General features: G+C 70.1%; 17 protein-coding genes. 5 read left to right on the top strand and 12 right to left on the bottom strand.

The genetic code is table 11. From position 1 onward, the window contains the following. Window positions 1-48: 48 nt before the first annotated feature. Together SJY14_RS13350 and SJY14_RS13355 are read right to left on the bottom strand one after the other, a co-directional pair. Window positions 49-957 carry a 1,4-dihydroxy-2-naphthoyl-CoA synthase gene (locus tag SJY14_RS13350; protein WP_071255193.1) on the bottom strand — a complete coding sequence of 303 codons (909 nt, stop codon included), beginning with the start codon at window positions 955-957 and terminating at the stop codon, window positions 49-51. Between the two features lie 54 nt (window positions 958-1,011). Then, window positions 1,012-1,446 (bottom strand): hypothetical protein, encoded by a 435-nt coding sequence (locus tag SJY14_RS13355; protein ID WP_396599116.1) that lies wholly within the window; start codon window positions 1,444-1,446, stop codon window positions 1,012-1,014. Between the two features lie 42 nt (window positions 1,447-1,488). Here SJY14_RS13355 and SJY14_RS13360 point away from each other — a divergent pair, with 42 nt between their 5' ends. Next, window positions 1,489-2,505: an o-succinylbenzoate synthase gene (locus tag SJY14_RS13360; protein ID WP_396599117.1), complete on the top strand. Its 1,017-nt coding sequence runs from the start codon at window positions 1,489-1,491 to the stop codon at window positions 2,503-2,505. 45 nt (window positions 2,506-2,550) lie between these two features. Here the strand turns inward: SJY14_RS13360 and ccsB are convergent, their stop codons facing one another. Genes ccsB through SJY14_RS13385 form a run of 5 tightly spaced genes read right to left on the bottom strand, consistent with a single transcriptional unit; the run spans window position 2,551 to window position 7,421 of the window. After that, window positions 2,551-3,564, bottom strand: a complete 1,014-nt coding sequence (gene ccsB, locus SJY14_RS13365; RefSeq protein ID WP_396599118.1) for a c-type cytochrome biogenesis protein CcsB — start codon at window positions 3,562-3,564, stop codon at window positions 2,551-2,553. After that, window positions 3,564-5,402, bottom strand: coding sequence for a cytochrome c biogenesis protein ResB (locus SJY14_RS13370; RefSeq protein ID WP_396599119.1), 1,839 nt, complete (start codon window positions 5,400-5,402; stop codon window positions 3,564-3,566). Before SJY14_RS13370 ends, ccsB begins: the two co-directional genes overlap by 1 nt. Next, on the bottom strand, window positions 5,386-6,150 hold the full coding sequence (locus tag SJY14_RS13375) for a cytochrome c biogenesis CcdA family protein (RefSeq protein ID WP_396599120.1): 765 nt from the start codon (window positions 6,148-6,150) through the stop codon (window positions 5,386-5,388). Before SJY14_RS13375 ends, SJY14_RS13370 begins: the two co-directional genes overlap by 17 nt. Further along, entirely contained in the window at window positions 6,151-6,777 is a 627-nt protein-coding gene (locus SJY14_RS13380; RefSeq protein WP_055971224.1) for a TlpA disulfide reductase family protein, read from the bottom strand. Beyond that, entirely contained in the window at window positions 6,774-7,421 is a 648-nt protein-coding gene (locus SJY14_RS13385; RefSeq protein ID WP_071255185.1) for a histidine phosphatase family protein, read from the bottom strand. Before SJY14_RS13385 ends, SJY14_RS13380 begins: the two co-directional genes overlap by 4 nt. Before the next feature lie 122 nt (window positions 7,422-7,543). Between SJY14_RS13385 and aspS the strand changes: the two genes are divergently transcribed. After that, complete coding sequence (gene aspS / locus SJY14_RS13390) at window positions 7,544-8,878, top strand: aspartate--tRNA(Asn) ligase (RefSeq protein ID WP_396599121.1); 1,335 nt, start codon at window positions 7,544-7,546, stop codon at window positions 8,876-8,878. Between the two features lie 78 nt (window positions 8,879-8,956). Here the strand turns inward: aspS and SJY14_RS13395 are convergent, their stop codons facing one another. The 4 genes from SJY14_RS13395 to SJY14_RS13410 all read right to left on the bottom strand — a co-directional run bounded on the left by SJY14_RS13395 (window position 8,957) and on the right by SJY14_RS13410 (window position 10,363). Beyond that, window positions 8,957-9,223 carry a glutaredoxin family protein gene (locus SJY14_RS13395; RefSeq protein WP_396599122.1) on the bottom strand — a complete coding sequence of 89 codons (267 nt, stop codon included), beginning with the start codon at window positions 9,221-9,223 and terminating at the stop codon, window positions 8,957-8,959. An 89-nt stretch (window positions 9,224-9,312) separates the two neighbouring features. Continuing rightward, window positions 9,313-9,411, bottom strand: coding sequence for a 30S ribosomal protein bS22 (locus SJY14_RS13400; RefSeq protein WP_003792170.1), 99 nt, complete (start codon window positions 9,409-9,411; stop codon window positions 9,313-9,315). A gap of 106 nt (window positions 9,412-9,517) precedes the next feature. Then, a complete protein-coding gene (locus SJY14_RS13405) occupies window positions 9,518-9,712 on the bottom strand; it encodes a helix-turn-helix domain-containing protein (RefSeq protein WP_396599123.1) in 195 nt (64 codons plus the stop codon). 114 nt (window positions 9,713-9,826) lie between these two features. Further along, on the bottom strand, window positions 9,827-10,363 hold the full coding sequence (locus SJY14_RS13410; protein WP_071255178.1) for a helix-turn-helix transcriptional regulator: 537 nt from the start codon (window positions 10,361-10,363) through the stop codon (window positions 9,827-9,829). A 27-nt stretch (window positions 10,364-10,390) separates the two neighbouring features. Here SJY14_RS13410 and SJY14_RS13415 point away from each other — a divergent pair, with 27 nt between their 5' ends. Together SJY14_RS13415 and SJY14_RS13420 are read left to right on the top strand one after the other, a co-directional pair. Then, on the top strand, window positions 10,391-11,848 hold the full coding sequence (locus SJY14_RS13415; RefSeq protein WP_055971212.1) for a TrkH family potassium uptake protein: 1,458 nt from the start codon (window positions 10,391-10,393) through the stop codon (window positions 11,846-11,848). Further along, window positions 11,841-12,512: a TrkA family potassium uptake protein gene (locus SJY14_RS13420; protein ID WP_054146335.1), complete on the top strand. Its 672-nt coding sequence runs from the start codon at window positions 11,841-11,843 to the stop codon at window positions 12,510-12,512. The genes SJY14_RS13415 and SJY14_RS13420 overlap by 8 nt, the downstream gene beginning before the upstream one ends. A 6-nt stretch (window positions 12,513-12,518) precedes the next feature. On the opposite strand, the gene proC is transcribed toward SJY14_RS13420, so the two are convergent. After that, a complete protein-coding gene (gene proC, locus SJY14_RS13425) occupies window positions 12,519-13,370 on the bottom strand; it encodes a pyrroline-5-carboxylate reductase (RefSeq protein WP_396599124.1) in 852 nt (283 codons plus the stop codon). Window positions 13,371-13,417: 47 nt separating this feature from the next. Between proC and SJY14_RS13430 the strand changes: the two genes are divergently transcribed. Next, window positions 13,418-14,380: a cation diffusion facilitator family transporter gene (locus tag SJY14_RS13430; RefSeq protein WP_396599125.1), complete on the top strand. Its 963-nt coding sequence runs from the start codon at window positions 13,418-13,420 to the stop codon at window positions 14,378-14,380. The last annotated feature ends 24 nt before the right edge of the window (window positions 14,381-14,404 follow it).

Consider the following 14,404-nt stretch of genomic DNA (forward strand, 5'->3'; position numbering starts at 1 on the left):
GGCGACCCGAGCGGTCGCCCGGCCCCGTCGGACTCGCGGACGCGGACATCAGTACTGCCAGGGGAAGGGCGACCAGTCGGGCGCGCGCTTCTCGAGGAACGAGTCGCGCCCCTCGACGGCCTCGTCGGTGCCGTAGGCGAGACGGGTCGCCTCGCCCGCGAAGACCTGCTGGCCGACGATGCCGTCGTCGGTCGCGTTGAAGGCGAACTTGAGCATGCGGATGGCGGTCGGGGACTTCGTCAGGATGGTGCGGGCCATGGCGAGCGCCTCGCGTTCGAGGTCGGCGTGCGGCACGACGCGGTTCACGGCCCCCATCTCGTAGGCGCGATCGGCGCTGTACTCTTCCGCGAGGAAGAACACCTCGCGGGCGAACTTCTGCCCGATCTGCTTGGCGAAGTAGGCGCTTCCGTACCCCGCGTCGAACGAGCCCACGTCGGCATCGGTCTGCTTGAACTTGCCGTGTTCCCGGCTCGCGACGGTCAGGTCGCAGACCACGTGCAGGGAGTGCCCACCGCCGGCGGCCCATCCGGGCACCACGGCGATGACGACCTTGGGCATGAACCGGATCAACCGCTGCACCTCGAGGATGTGCAGCCGTCCGGCCGACGCCGGGTCGGGCACGTTCGCCTGGTCGCCCTCGGCCTTGTAGCCGTCACGACCACGGATGCGTTGGTCTCCGCCGCTGCAGAACGCCCAGCCGCCGTCCTTCGCGCTGGGACCGTTGCCGGTGAGCAGGACGACCCCGAGGCGGCTGTTCATGCGGGCGTCGTCGAGCACCCGGTAGAGCTCGTCGACCGTGTGCGGCCGGAACGCGTTGCGCACCTCGGGACGGTCGAAGGCCACGCGGGCCACACGGCCGTCGACGCTGTGGTGGTAGGTGACGTCGGTCAGGGAGTCGAAGCCCTCGACGCTGCGCCACTCGGTCGGATCGAACAGGTCGGACACCTCGGAAGCCATGTCGCCAGCCTACCGACGGGGCCCGACCTCGCCCCGACCTCGCCCCGACCGGGGTCATACCGTCGAGACGAACCGCCCGATCAGCCAGACGAGCACGAACGGGTTCGACAGCGAACTGAGGACCACCGCGGCCACCCCCCACCAGCGACCACGACGCATGACGACGGCCATCAGCCCGACGACCCCGACGACGATCGAGGCCAACAGGGTGACGAGGGCGAGGACGGCGGCCGGGCTCACGGCGTCCGCGGCGAGGAGGCCCAGGGCCAGTCCGTCGAGGGCGAGCAGCACGATCGCCAGGACGAACGTGACGACGCCCAGCCGTCGGCTGCGCGGAGGCCGGTCGACCACGTCGTGACCGAGGCCGTCGAAGACCTGGAGGTCGTCGGGCTCCGACGCGTCGCGGCCGCTGCCGTCACTCCCCCGGGCGGCACGCTCGTCGGGTGACCACTCCGGTTCTCGGGCGGGTACGGGTTCGCGGTCGACCATGACGCACGACCTTACCGGGGTCGCCGGTGCGACACTGAGCGGATGCCGACCGTCGACCGTGCGCCGTCCACCGCTCCCCCGCTGCCTCCCCTGGCCGAACTGGTCGAGGACGCCCACGTCGTCCGCCTCCCTCTCCGCACGCGCTTCCGCGGGCTCGACGAGCGCGAGGCCCTGGTGGTCGAGGGCCCCTCGGGCTGGACCGAGTTCAGCCCCTTCCTCGAGTACGGGCCGGCCGAGTCGGCAGCCTGGCTCGCGGCCACGATCCACTTCGGCTGGGGCCGGCTCCCCGACGTGGGTGCCCGTCGGGTGCCGGTCAACGCCACCCTGCCTGCGGTCGCCGCCGACCGGGTGCCCGACGTGCTCGCCCGCTACCGCGGTTGCCGGACGGTCAAGGTCAAGGTCGCCGAACGCGGCCAGACCCTCGCGGACGACATCGCCCGCGTCGCCGCGGCCCGCGAGTGGGTCGGCCCCGAGGGCCGCGTCCGCGTCGACGCCAACGGCGGATGGTCGGTCGAGTCGGCCGAGGAGGCGCTGGTCGGCCTGGCACCGTACACCCTGGAGTACGCGGAACAACCGTGCGCCACGGTGCCCGAGCTCGCCGAGCTGCGACGCCGCGTCTCGGGGCTGGGCGTGCTCGTCGCGGCCGACGAGAGCGTCCGGAAGGCCGACGACCCGCTGGCCGTCGCCCGGGCCGGCGCCGCGGACCTCCTCGTGATCAAGGCCCAACCCCTCGGAGGCGTCACCGCCGCACTCCGGATCGTCGCTGCTGCCGGGCTGCCCGTCGTCGTCTCGAGCGCCCTCGACACGTCGGTCGGGCTCAGCATGGGCGCGCACCTCGCCGCCGCCGTGACGGACCTCCGCCACGACTGCGGTCTCGGCACGGCCGCTCTGCTCGGGGCCGACGTGACGCGCGATCCCCTGCTGCCCGTCGACGGGGCGATCGACGTACGCCGTGTCGACGTCGACGTCGATCTGCTCCGCCGTCACGCCGTGGACGACGACCGACGGGAGATGTGGCTGGAGCGGCTTCGCGCCTCGTACGAGGTGCTCGCCGACTGACGTCGGTTCACGCGGTTCACGGGGCGGCACCGAAGCGCCGGTCGATCAGAGACCCGAGTAGGCGTGCAGACCCTTGAAGAAGACGTTGACGACCGAGAAGTTGAACATGACGGCGGCGAAGCCGATGATCGACAACCACGACGAGCGGGCCCCACGCCACCCGCGGGTCGCCCGCGCGTGGATGTACCCGGCGTAGAGCACCCAGATGATGAAGGTCCAGACCTCTTTGGTGTCCCAGCCCCAGTAGCGACCCCAGGCCCGCTCGGCCCAGATGGCGCCGGCGATGAGGGTGAAGGTCCAGAGGACGAAGCCGACGAGGGCGATGCGGTAGGCCAGGTCTTCGAGGCGCTCGGCACCGGGGAGGGTGTCGAGGAAGCGCAGACCGGCCAGCTTGGACTGCTCACGTTTCGTCTGCACGAGCTGGGCAGCCGAGAGCCCGGCGGCGATGGCGAAGAACGCCGTGCCGAGGATGGCCACGAAGACGTGGATCACCAACCACGCCGACTGGAGCGCCGGCGGCAGCGGCGAGACCGCCACGTAGTAGTTGACGGTGCCGATGGCGAGCAGCACCAGGTTGAGGCCCATGACGTACGCGCCGAGGAACCGCAGGTTGACCACCAGCTGGACGGCCAGGTAGACGCCGACGATGATCGCGGTGCCGGTCAGCGAGAACTCGAACATGTTGGCCCACGGCACACGACCGGCGGCGAGGCCGCGCAGCACGACCGAGGCGACGTGCACGACGAACCCGAGCAGCATCATCGCGATGGCGACGCGTTCGAAGCTCGACGCCTTGGCAGACGCACCGGTGGGGGCCGAGGCCCCACCACCCGCACCGCCCGACGGTCGGTCGAGGACGACCGTGCTGCCACCCGCTGCCGAGCGCGAGACGGACGCCGTCGCGAGGGCTTCGGCCTTGGCGGCACGGGCCGCCGCCTGCTGGGCGTCACCGGACCGCTTCGCCAGGTCGAGCGCGAAGGCCACGAACGAGATCGTATAGATGGCCATCGCCGAGTACACGGCGACGAGCGAGTAGTAGGCGAGGTCGGCGGTCACCATCAGATCTTACGTCCGCGTCCACCCGCGTCGGGGCCGGGTTTCTCGACGTCGTGACGGGACGGGTCGTCGGCCACCTCGCGGGCGACGTCGGCCGGGACGCCCAGACCGCCGAGGTGCGTCTTGGCGATGTCGCCGACGGCACGTCCGAGCGTGGGGTCCTCGCCGCGGGCGAGCCCGGCGTACTCGAGCCGGACGCCCTCGTCGGTCTCGGTCGCCTTGACCCAGACCCGGCGGCGCGGCACGAACAGCGCGGTCAGCAGACCGGCGAACGAGAGCCCGGCGAAGAGCAGCACCCAGACCTGCGACGGGTCGTGGTGGATGTCGAACGAGGCGAATCGTTTGACGCCGTCGAAGGTGATCGTGCCCAGACCGTCGGGGATCGTCGCGGTCTCGCCCGGGGTCAGCTGGACGGCCTTCTCTTGCGCGTCGTCGTCGGTGCCGGCCAACGGGGTCAGACCGTCGGTGTCGAGCGTGTAGACCGACGTCGGCACGCCCGCGTCGAGCCCGAGGTCACCCGAGTAGACGTTCAGGCTGAGCACGGGGTTCGTGGTGTCCGGATCGGTGGACGTCAGGGCCCCCGTGCCGTTGTCCGCCGCGGTGGGGTAGAAGAACCCGATCATGCCGAGCTGGTCGGGCAGGGCGTCGGGCACCTTGATGACGCCGAGCGAGGTCAGGTTCGTGTCCTGCGGCAGGAACGGCACCGTGTCGCGGAAGGCGACGTTGCCCTCGCCGTCGCGCACCGTCACGTCGACCGCGTAGCCGTTGCCCAGCAGGTAGACGTTCGAGCCGCCGATCGACAGGGGCGAGTTGACCTTGATCTGCGTCTTCTCGGCGTCGCCGCCCCGCGCCCGGGCGGTGACGTCGGCGGTGAAGTCGGTGGCCATGCCGGCGGCGCCCGCGGTGTCGGGCGCGTACTCGGTCGAGAACTCGTCGAGCGCGATCGAGAACGGCGACAGCTGTGTCTCGTCGAACCAGCGTCCCGGGTTGAACGAGTCGTACGAGCCGAGGACGTTCGAGAACGTCTGCCCCTCGACGACGACGCGCTGGCCCGAGTAGCCGAAGCCGCCACCGACCCCGACGGTCAGCAGCACCCCGACGAGGGCCGAGTGGAAGACCAGGTTGCCGGTCTCGCGCAGGTAACCGCGCTCGGCGCTGACCGAGTCGCCGAAGACCTGTGTGCGGTAGCCGGAGCGCTTCAGCTGGGCACGTGCCGCGTCGACGGCACGGGCGGCCGTGATCGGATCGTCACCCGCGCCTCCTGCGGTCTCGAGGGTGATCGACCGGTAGCCGGCCAGGCGCGACAGCCGCGCGGGGGTCTTCGGCGGGCGGGCCCGCAGCGCCTCGAAGTGGTGCCGCGTGCGCGGGATGATGCAGCCGATCAACGAGATGAAGAGCAGCAGGTAGACGGCCGAGAACCAGGGCGACGAGTAGGTGTCGAAGACGCCGAGCTTGTCGAGCACGGGGAACAGGTCGGGGTGGTCGGTGCGGTACTGGACGACGCCGTTGGGGTCGGAGGTGCGCTGCGGCACGAGCGAGCCGGGGATCGCCGCGACGGCGAGCAGCATCAGCAGGAAGAGCGCGGTCTTCATGCTGGTCAGCTGCCGCCAGAAGAAGCGCAGGTAGCCCAGGGGGCCGAGCTTGGGCTGCGTGATGCCCGCACCGTCGGAAGGCCCCGGGCGGACCGAGTCGATGTGGTCGCTCGGGCGCAACGGGTCGCCGCCGACGTCGGTCGCGTCGGCGTCGGTCAGCTCGGTGTCGGTGACCCCGGTGTCGGTGCCGGCGGCGGCCGAGGAGGCGCGGGTCGCGTCGCCCCCGTCGCGGTCAGACGATCGTGCCATAGGTCGCGATCACCGCCCCGACGTGCGACATGAGGCTGGACCAGAGGCCCGTGACCATGAGCAGACCGATGAGCACGAGCAGTGACCCTCCGACGATGTTGACGAGGCGGATGTGCCGCTTGACGAACGAGATGGACCGTGAGGCCCAGCCGAAGCCGAGCGCGACGAGCAGGAACGGCACCCCGAGGCCGATGCAGTAGAAGGCCCCGAGCAGGACACCCTGCCAGGCCGAGCCCGAACCCAGGGCGAGCACCTGCACCGCGGCCAGGGTCGGGCCGATGCACGGCGTCCACCCGATGCCGAAGACGATGCCGAGCAGCGGCGCCCCGGCGAGGCCCGTCTTCGGGAGGAACCCGGGCTTCAGGGTGCGCTGCAGGAACGTGAACTGTCCGATGAAGACGAGGCCGAGCAGGATCACCACGACACCCATGACGCGCGTCACGACCTCGCGCCACTGGATCAGCCAGAACCCTGCCGAGGCGAAGGCGAGCGAGGTGCCGACGAAGATGAACGAGAAGCCGAGGATGAACAGGACGACGCCGAGCACGAGCCGGCGGCGGTCGCGACGCTTGGCACCTGCCTCGGTCGCCCCGGTGGTCAGACCGCCGACGTAACCGAGGTACCCCGGCACGAGAGGCAGCACGCAGGGCGACAGGAACGAGATGAGCCCCGCCAGCAGGGCGACCGGCAGGCCGACCGCGAGCTGACCGCCCACGACCGCGTCGAAGAAGGGATTGCCCTGGTACACCTAGGACGTCTCGGCGAGGGTGTCGGAGATCAGGGTGTCGAGTATGCTCGGCCCGTCGAGACCGCCCAGGATGCGCGCCGCGATGCGGCCCTGCTTGTCGAGGACGATCGTGGTCGGGACGGCGTTGGGCGCGATCGTGCCCGCGAGGGCGAGTTGGACGGCCCCGTCGTTGGCGTCGACGACCGACGGGTAGGTGACGTCGAAGGTGCGGGCGAAGGCCAGGGAGGTGTCGGCCTGGTCGCGCACGTTGACGCCGAGGAACTCGACGCCCTTGTCGGCGTACGACTGGTTGAGCTTCTCGAGCTCGGGCGCCTCGAGGCGGCAGGGCGGGCACGCGGCGTACCAGAAGTTCAGGACGACGACCTCGCCCTCGTGGTCGGACCGCGAGACGGTCTCGCCGGCGTCGGTCTCGGCCGTGAACGCGACCGGGTCGGTGCGGTCCTCGGGCGCGATCTCGGTCACGGTGCCGTTGCCCGAGATGTAGTTCTCGGTGGTGCCGTTGCCGTACTGCGTCGCGAGGTCGTCGGCCGTGGACGAGCACCCCGTGGCGACGAGGGCGACCACGCCGGCCAGGGCGAGGCCGCGGGCCACGAGACGGGCGCGGGTCGGGCGGATGGTCTGGCTCACACTGCTCCCAGGTCGACGGCGGACTCGTTCAAGTGTGCAGCGGGTTCCTGGTAGCCGACCTCGACGAAGCCCCCCTCGCGGCGTTCGAGCGTGGTGATGCTCGAGAGCGTGCAGCGGCGGCGGCGCGGATCGTGGAACAGGCGGGCGCCGGTGACGCTCCGGTGGACCATCCAGATGGGCAGCTGGTGGCTGACGAGCACGACGTCGCCCTCGTCGACGCTCGACCAGGCCTCGTCGATCGCCGAGAGCATGCGGGCGGCGATGCTGACGTAGGCCTCGCCCCAGCTGGGCTTCAGGGGGTTGACGATCCACGGCCACTCGGCCGGCACCTTGAGCTGCTTGGCGATGCTGAAGTCGCTGCGGCGCCCCTCGTACTTGTTGCTCGGCTCGACCAGCCGCTCGTCGACCTGCGTCTCGAGCCCGAAGGCCGCCGACCACGGCGCGGCGCTCTCGCGGGTGCGCTGCAGCGGTGAGGCGAAGACGGCACGGACGGGAACGCCCTGCTCGTGGAAGGCGTCGGCCGAGGCGGCCGCCATCCGGTGGCCGAGATCGCTCAGGCCGAACCCGTCGAGGCGGCCGTAGAGCACGTGCTCGGGATTGTGCACCTCACCGTGCCGGACGAGGTGGATCTGCTGCGCGGGCATGCGAACGAGTCTAGGTCGGGACCGCCTGCACACCTCCCACACGGGAAGCCCCAAGCTCGCCGGGGCCCCGGGCGGACGGTCCGGCGGGGCCGCGAGAGGCGGTGACTGTAAACTCGGGCCTCGTGATCGAACGCACCCTCATCAAAGACCTGTCCGCGTTGCCCGACGGACCCGTGACCGTGACCGGCTGGGTCGAGACGGTGCGTGACCAGAAGAAGGTGCAGTTCGTCGTCCTCCGCGACGAGACCGGCGCCCTCCAGCTGGTCCGCCCCCGCACGGCCGCGGACGCGCTCGAGGCCGCGGGCGAGACCGACGACGTCGCCGACGCCATCTCGTCGCTGTCGCAGGGCAGCTTCGTGACCGTCACGGGCGAACTCAAGCACGACGAGCGCGTCAAGCTCGGCGGCATCGAGGTCAAGGTCGAGACGCTCGTCATCGACTCGCTGGCCGACCCCGAGACCCCGATCGCGGCCGACAGCAGCATCGACAAGCGTCTCGACTGGCGCTTCCTCGACCTGCGCGTCCCCCGCAACGCCCTGATCTTCCGCGTGCAGACGACCTTCGAGCACGCCCTGCGCACCTGGTGGATCGAGCGCGACTACGTCGAGATCCACACCCCGAAGCTCATGGCGACCCCGAGCGAGTCGAACGCCGAGTTGTTCAAGGTCGACTACTTCGACGGTGTCGCCTACCTGGCGCAGAGCCCGCAGTTCTTCAAGCAGATGGCCCAGTCGGCCGGCTTCGGCAAGATCTTCGAGATCGCCCCGGTGTTCCGCGCCGACCCGTCGTTCACGTCGCGCCACGCGACCGAGTTCACGGGGGTCGACGCCGAGATCAGCTACGTCGAGAGCCACGAGGACGTCATGCAGATGCAGGAGCAGCTGCTGGCCTTCGCCTTCCAGGCCGTGGCCGACAAGCACGGCGCCGAGATCAAGGAGCTCTTCGACGTCGACGTCGTGGTGCCCACCGTGCCGTTCCCGCGCATCCCCCTGGCCGAGGCCAAGCGCATCGTGGCGGAGCGCGGCTACGAGGTGCCCCGCGCCGACGCCGACATGGACCCCGAGGGCGAGCGCCGGATCGCCGAGTACGTCGCGGAGGAGTTCGGACACGACTTCGTGTACCTGACGGACTACGACGCCTCGATCCGGCCGTTCTATCACATGCGTCATGACGACGACCCGCAGCTCACCAAGAGCTACGACCTGATCTACCGCGGCACCGAGATCACCACGGGTGCGCAGCGCGAGCACCGCATCGAGGTGCTCGAGCAGCAGATCCGCGAGAAGGGCATGAAGCCCGAAGAGCTCTCGAGCTACCTCGACTTCTTCCGGTACGGCGCCCCGTCGCACGGTGGCTTCGGCATGGGCCTCGCCCGCGTGCTGATGCTCATGCTGCACCAGGCCAACCTGCGCGAGGTGACCTTCCTCTTCCGCGGCCCCACGCGCCTCCAGCCGTAGGCCCGCCGTACGAACAACAGAAGCCCCGACGAGAGCGATCTCGTCGGGGCTTCTCGTCGCTGCGCCCGCGCGACCGACCTAGAGGACGGCAGCGCGGAGTGCCGCCCGCAGGCGCTCGGGCTCGACGCGCCAGATGGTGTGCACGCGACCGTCGATCAACACGACGGGGATCTCTTCGGCGTACTCGGCGGTGAGCTCGGCGTCGTCGAGGATGTTCTTCTCGTCGACGGGAAGGGCGGCATCGGCGAACTCGGCCTCGGCCAGCACGTCGTGCAGCGCGGACCGGGCGTCGTCGCACAGGTGGCAGCCCGGCTTGGTCAGGAGGGTGATTCGCGGTTCGGCCATGCCGTCAAGGGTAGCGAGGGCCGAATGCCCCCGGGCACGACGAAGGCCCCCGGCGACCGGTGGTCGGCGGGGGCCTTCGTGTCGAGCGACTACTTCTTGTTGCGACGCTGGTGACGAGTCTTGCGAAGCAGCTTGCGGTGCTTCTTCTTCGCCATGCGCTTGCGACGCTTCTTGATGACAGAACCCATAGAGGACCTCACTGATTTCTGGATTGGACCGACCGGGTCCGAAACAGAACCGCGGAAAAATGCCTCGGGTCAGTCTACTAGGACGGCCCGAGAAAGTCGAAGTGGCCTAGCCGACGTCGGCGATGCCGATGCGCAGCACGGCTGCGACGGCCGATTCCGGCACGCGGAAGGACCGCCCGAAGCGGATCGCCGGGAGCTCGCCCGAGTGGACCATGCGGTAGATGGTCATCTTCGACACGCGCATCATGTCGGCCACCTCGGCGACCGTGAGGAACCGCACATCCGACAGATCCTGCGACATGACCCTGCCTCGACTCGGGCCCCGGGGCGGGGCTGTGGAGCAGACGGGTGTTTCCCGTGTGCCTGGGGGCAACTCTAGGGGCGCGTGTGACTCGGTGTAAAGGTCGGTCGGACGCTACTGCCCGGTGCGTCCCAGGCGCTTGCGCACGGGATCGATGACGCGCTCGTCGAGGGCACCGAGCGCGCTCTGCGCGTCGTGCAGGGCCGAGGAGGCGCGGTACTGCGCCCCGGCCGCGTAGCGACCCAGCGTGCTCCCGACGTCTTCGGCGTCGGGCAGGTTCTCGGCCGCCCTCCGGAGCGGGGCGGGCACGGTGGCCCCGGCCCAGGCCGCGAACGGCGTGCTGGCCAGGGCCTCGGAGGTCAACGAGTCGGCGCTGACGAAGGGGATCAACCAGTCCTCGACGACCTCGAGCGGCCCCGGCTCGAGCGAGTAGTAGCGGTGCTGTCCCTCTTCGCGGACCCGCACGAGACCGGCCTCGCGCAGCACCCGCAGGTGCTTCGAGACCGTCGGCTGGCTGACGCCGAGCGACGTGACCATCTCGCCCACGCTGATGTCGGCGTTGGCGGAGTCGGTCGACAGCGACGCGTCGAGCAGCACCTTCAGGAGGTCTCGGCGGGTGGCGTCGGCGATCACGGCGAAGATGTCCGGCATGCGACCAGCGTAGTGACCCGGGATAGCATGACCGTCGTGACTCGCGCCCCCGTCGCCGGTCGACGCCGCCCCTCGGACCCCGGCCGCTCGCCCTGGCGCAGACTCAGCGACGCGATCGACGACATCGGTCGCAAGTCGCCCGCGCGCTTCGCCATCCTGATCTTCACCGGCCTGATCGTCGTCTTCACGCTGCTGTTCTCGCTGCCGATCTCGTCCGCCGACCGGACGATCACCCCGCTGGCCGACTCCGTCTTCACGGCCGTCTCGGTCATCTGCGTGACCGGCCTCGCGACCGTCGACATGGCCACCCACTGGTCCGTGTTCGGCCACGTCGTCATCTTCGTCGGCGTGCAGATCGGTGCGATCGGCGTGCTCACGTTGGCCTCGATCATGGGTCTCGTCGTCTCGCGGAAGCTCGGCCTCCGCGCCCGACTGATGGCCGCCGGCGACCAGAACCCGCTGCGGGTGCACGCCGGCCCGGTGCCCGAAGGTCAGGCGGTGCGTCTCGGCGAGATCGGTGGCCTGCTGACGACGGTGGCGCTCAGCTCGTTCGTGATCCAGCTCGTGATCGCCGTGCTGATGATCCCCCGCATGCTGATCGACGGCATCCCCGTCGGCGACGCCGTGCTCGACAGCTTCTACTACTCGGCCATGGCCTTCACGAACACGGGGTTCACGCCGAACGCCGAGGGACTCGCCGCGTTCGAGAACGACTACTGGTTCCTCAGCCTGATCATGGTCGGGGTGTTCCTCGGCAGCATCGGGTTCCCGGTGATCTACGCCCTGGCCCGGAACCCCCGCAACCCCCGCCGCTGGTCGGTCCACGTGAAGCTGACCCTCGTCACGACGGCGATCCTGATCGTGTTCGGCATGGTGCTCTACATCGTCCTCGAGTTCGACAACCCGAAGACGTTCGGCGGCATCGCAGCCGGACCGACGGTGTTCCAGTCGCTCTTCCTCAGCATGATGACGAGGTCGGGCGGCTTCTCGACGATCCAGATCTCCGACCTCAACGGCTCGTCCCTGCTCGTCACCGACATGCTCATGTTCATCGGCGGCGGCTCGGCCTCGACGGCCGGCGGCATCAAGGTCACGACGCTCGCCGTCCTGTTCCTCGCCGCGTTCGCCGAGGCGCGCGGCCAGCGGTCGATGGAGGCTTTCGGCCGTCGCATCCCCAGCGACGTCCTGCGCCTGGCCGTCAGCGTCGTGCTGTGGGGCGCGACGATCGTGGCGGTGTCGAGCATCCTGATCATGCACATCACGAAGGAGCCGCTCGACCACGTGCTGTTCGAGACCATCTCGGCCTTCGCGACGTCCGGCCTCAGCACGGGGCTGACCGACCGGCTCCCGGACTCGGCGAAGTACATCCTGGCGGTCACGATGTGGATGGGCCGCGTTGGTACAGTGACACTCTCCGTCGCCCTGGCCGCCAGCCAACGACGCCAGCTGTTCACCCGAGCCGAGGAGCGACCGATCGTTGGTTGACAAGATCAAGCACGACGCCCCGGTGCTCGTCATCGGCCTCGGCCGCTTCGGCGCCGCCACCGCCGGGCAGCTCGAACGGCAGGACCGCGACGTGCTCGCCGTCGACACCGACGCCGGGCTCGTGCAGAAGTGGGCCGACCGCGTGACGCACGCGGTGCAGGCGGATGCCCGCAGCATCGACGCACTCAAGCAGATCGGTGCGCAGGACTTCTCGATCGCGGTCGTCGCCGTCGGCTCGTCCATCGAGGCCAGCGTGCTCATCACGGCCAACCTGGTCGACCTGAAGGTGCCGCAGATCTGGGCGAAGGCGATCAGCCAGTCGCACGGCAAGATCCTCGCCCGCATCGGCGCGAACCACGTGATCTACCCCGAGCGCGAGGCCGGCGAGCGCGTCGCGCACCTCGTCTCGGGCCGGATGCTCGACTACATCGAGTTCGACGACGCCTTCGCGATCGTCAAGATGTACCCGCCGAAGCCCGTCCGCGGTGCCTCGCTGGCCGCGTCGAACATCCGGAAGAAGTACGGCATCACCATCGTCGGCGTGAAGAGCCCCGGGGGCGCGTTCGTCGAGGCCACCCCCGACACGGTCATCAGCAACCACGACCTGATCATCGTGTCGGGTGACAGCCGCGCGATCGAACGCTTCGCCGCCCTCGAGGGCTGACCGCGGCTAGCGGCCTTCGGCGATCTCGCGGTTGCGGGCGAGGGCGGCCTGCGTGGCCCGCTCGAACAGCTCGAGCAGGCCGCCGTCGGCGAGCTCGGCGACGGCGCGCTCGGTCGTGCCGCCGGGGCTGGTGACCCGACGACGCAGCTCGGCGGGCGCGGCGTCGGCCGGCAGGACGTCACTCGTCGCGAGCAGCTCGCTCGCGCCGCGGAACGTGCCCTGCACCATGGTGGCGGCCTGCGCGCGGGTGAAGCCCAAGGCGACCGCCGCCTCCTGCAGTTGCTCGATCAGGTAGAAGACGTAGGCGGGGCCCGAACCCGAGATCGTGCTCAGCGCGTCGATCTGCGACTCGGGGACGACCACGACGTCGCCGACCACCGCGAAGAGCGACCGGGCCAGGTCGAGGTCGGCGTCGGTCGAGCGCGAGCCGGCGCTGAGCCCGGTCACCCCGAGACCCACGTGCGAGGGCGTGTTCGGCATCGAACGCAGCACCGAGATCGACTCGGGCAGGGCCGCCTCCATCGTGGCGGTCGTGACGCCGGCGGCGAGGCTCACCACGACGGCACCCGCGTCGAGCACGGGACCGATCTCGTGCAGGAGGTCGACCACCATGTGCGGTTTCACGCCGATCAGGACCAGCCGCGCACCGACGACCGCCGAGGAGTTGGCGCTCGGGTCGGTCTCGGTCGCGAGCGAGATGACGGCGCCGTGCCGCAGCGCCCGGGCCTTGACCTCGGTGCGGTTCGTCACCCGCACACCCCCGTCGACGGTCACCTCGGGGCGCAGCAGACCCTGCAGGATCGCACCGCCCATCGAGCCGGCTCCGAGAATCGCTGTGGTGGGGAGGGTGGTGGCCATCCGGCCATCCTAGGATCGACCAGGACCACACGAGGGGATCGGAACCGATGAGCAGTCACGGCGGCAACAAGGCGATCATCGCCGCACTCAGCGCGAACCTGGGCATCGCGGTGACGAAGTTCATCGCCTGGGCCTTCTCGGGATCGTCGTCGATGCTCGCCGAGGGCGTCCACTCGCTGGCCGACTCGGGCAACCAGGTGTTGCTGCTGCTGGGCGGTCGCAAGTCCAAGAAGGCAGCCGACGCCGAGCACCCGTTCGGCTACGGCCGGGAGCGTTACGTCTACGCCTTCGTCGTGTCGATCATCCTGTTCAGCGTCGGCGGCGTCTTCTCGCTCTACGAGGGCATCGAGAAGCTGCGCGAGCCGCACCCGCTCGAGGTGCCCTGGCTGCCGGTGCTCGTGCTCGCGATCTCGCTCGCCCTCGAGGGGTTCTCGCTGCGCACGGCGATCCGCGAGTCCCGACCGAGCAAGGGCCAGCAGAGCTGGGTCTCGTTCGTGCGCCGCGCCAAGGCCCCCGAGCTTCCGGTCGTGCTGCTCGAGGACGCCGCCGCCCTGCTGGGCCTGTCGTTCGCCATGATCGGCGTCGTGCTGACCTGGATCACGGGTGACGGCGTGTTCGACGCGATCGGCACCCTCGCGATCGGCGTGCTGCTCGTCGCCGTCGCGATCATCCTCGGCATCGAGACGAAGAGCCTGCTCGTCGGCGAGGGTGCCTCGGCCGACGACGTCGCGAAGATCCGCGCGGCCGTCACCGGCGGCCCCGAGGTCGAGTCGATCATCCACATGAAGACGCTCTACCTCGGCCCCGACGAGCTGCTCGTCGGCGTCAAGGTCGCGATGCCCGGCCGCACCGTGCTGGCCGACGTCGCCAGCGCCATCAACGCCGTCGAGTCACGCATCCGCGAGGCCGTGCCGATCGCCCGCGTCATCTACGTCGAACCGGACGTCTGGGTGAAGCCGGGCCAGGTCGACCCGCCGACCGACGCGATCGTCATCCGCGCCGCCGACTGACCCCGAGGAGGCGCGGGTCGGCCA

Source organism: Frigoribacterium sp. R86507, assembly GCF_044597695.1.
GTDB lineage: Bacteria > Actinomycetota > Actinomycetes > Actinomycetales > Microbacteriaceae > Frigoribacterium.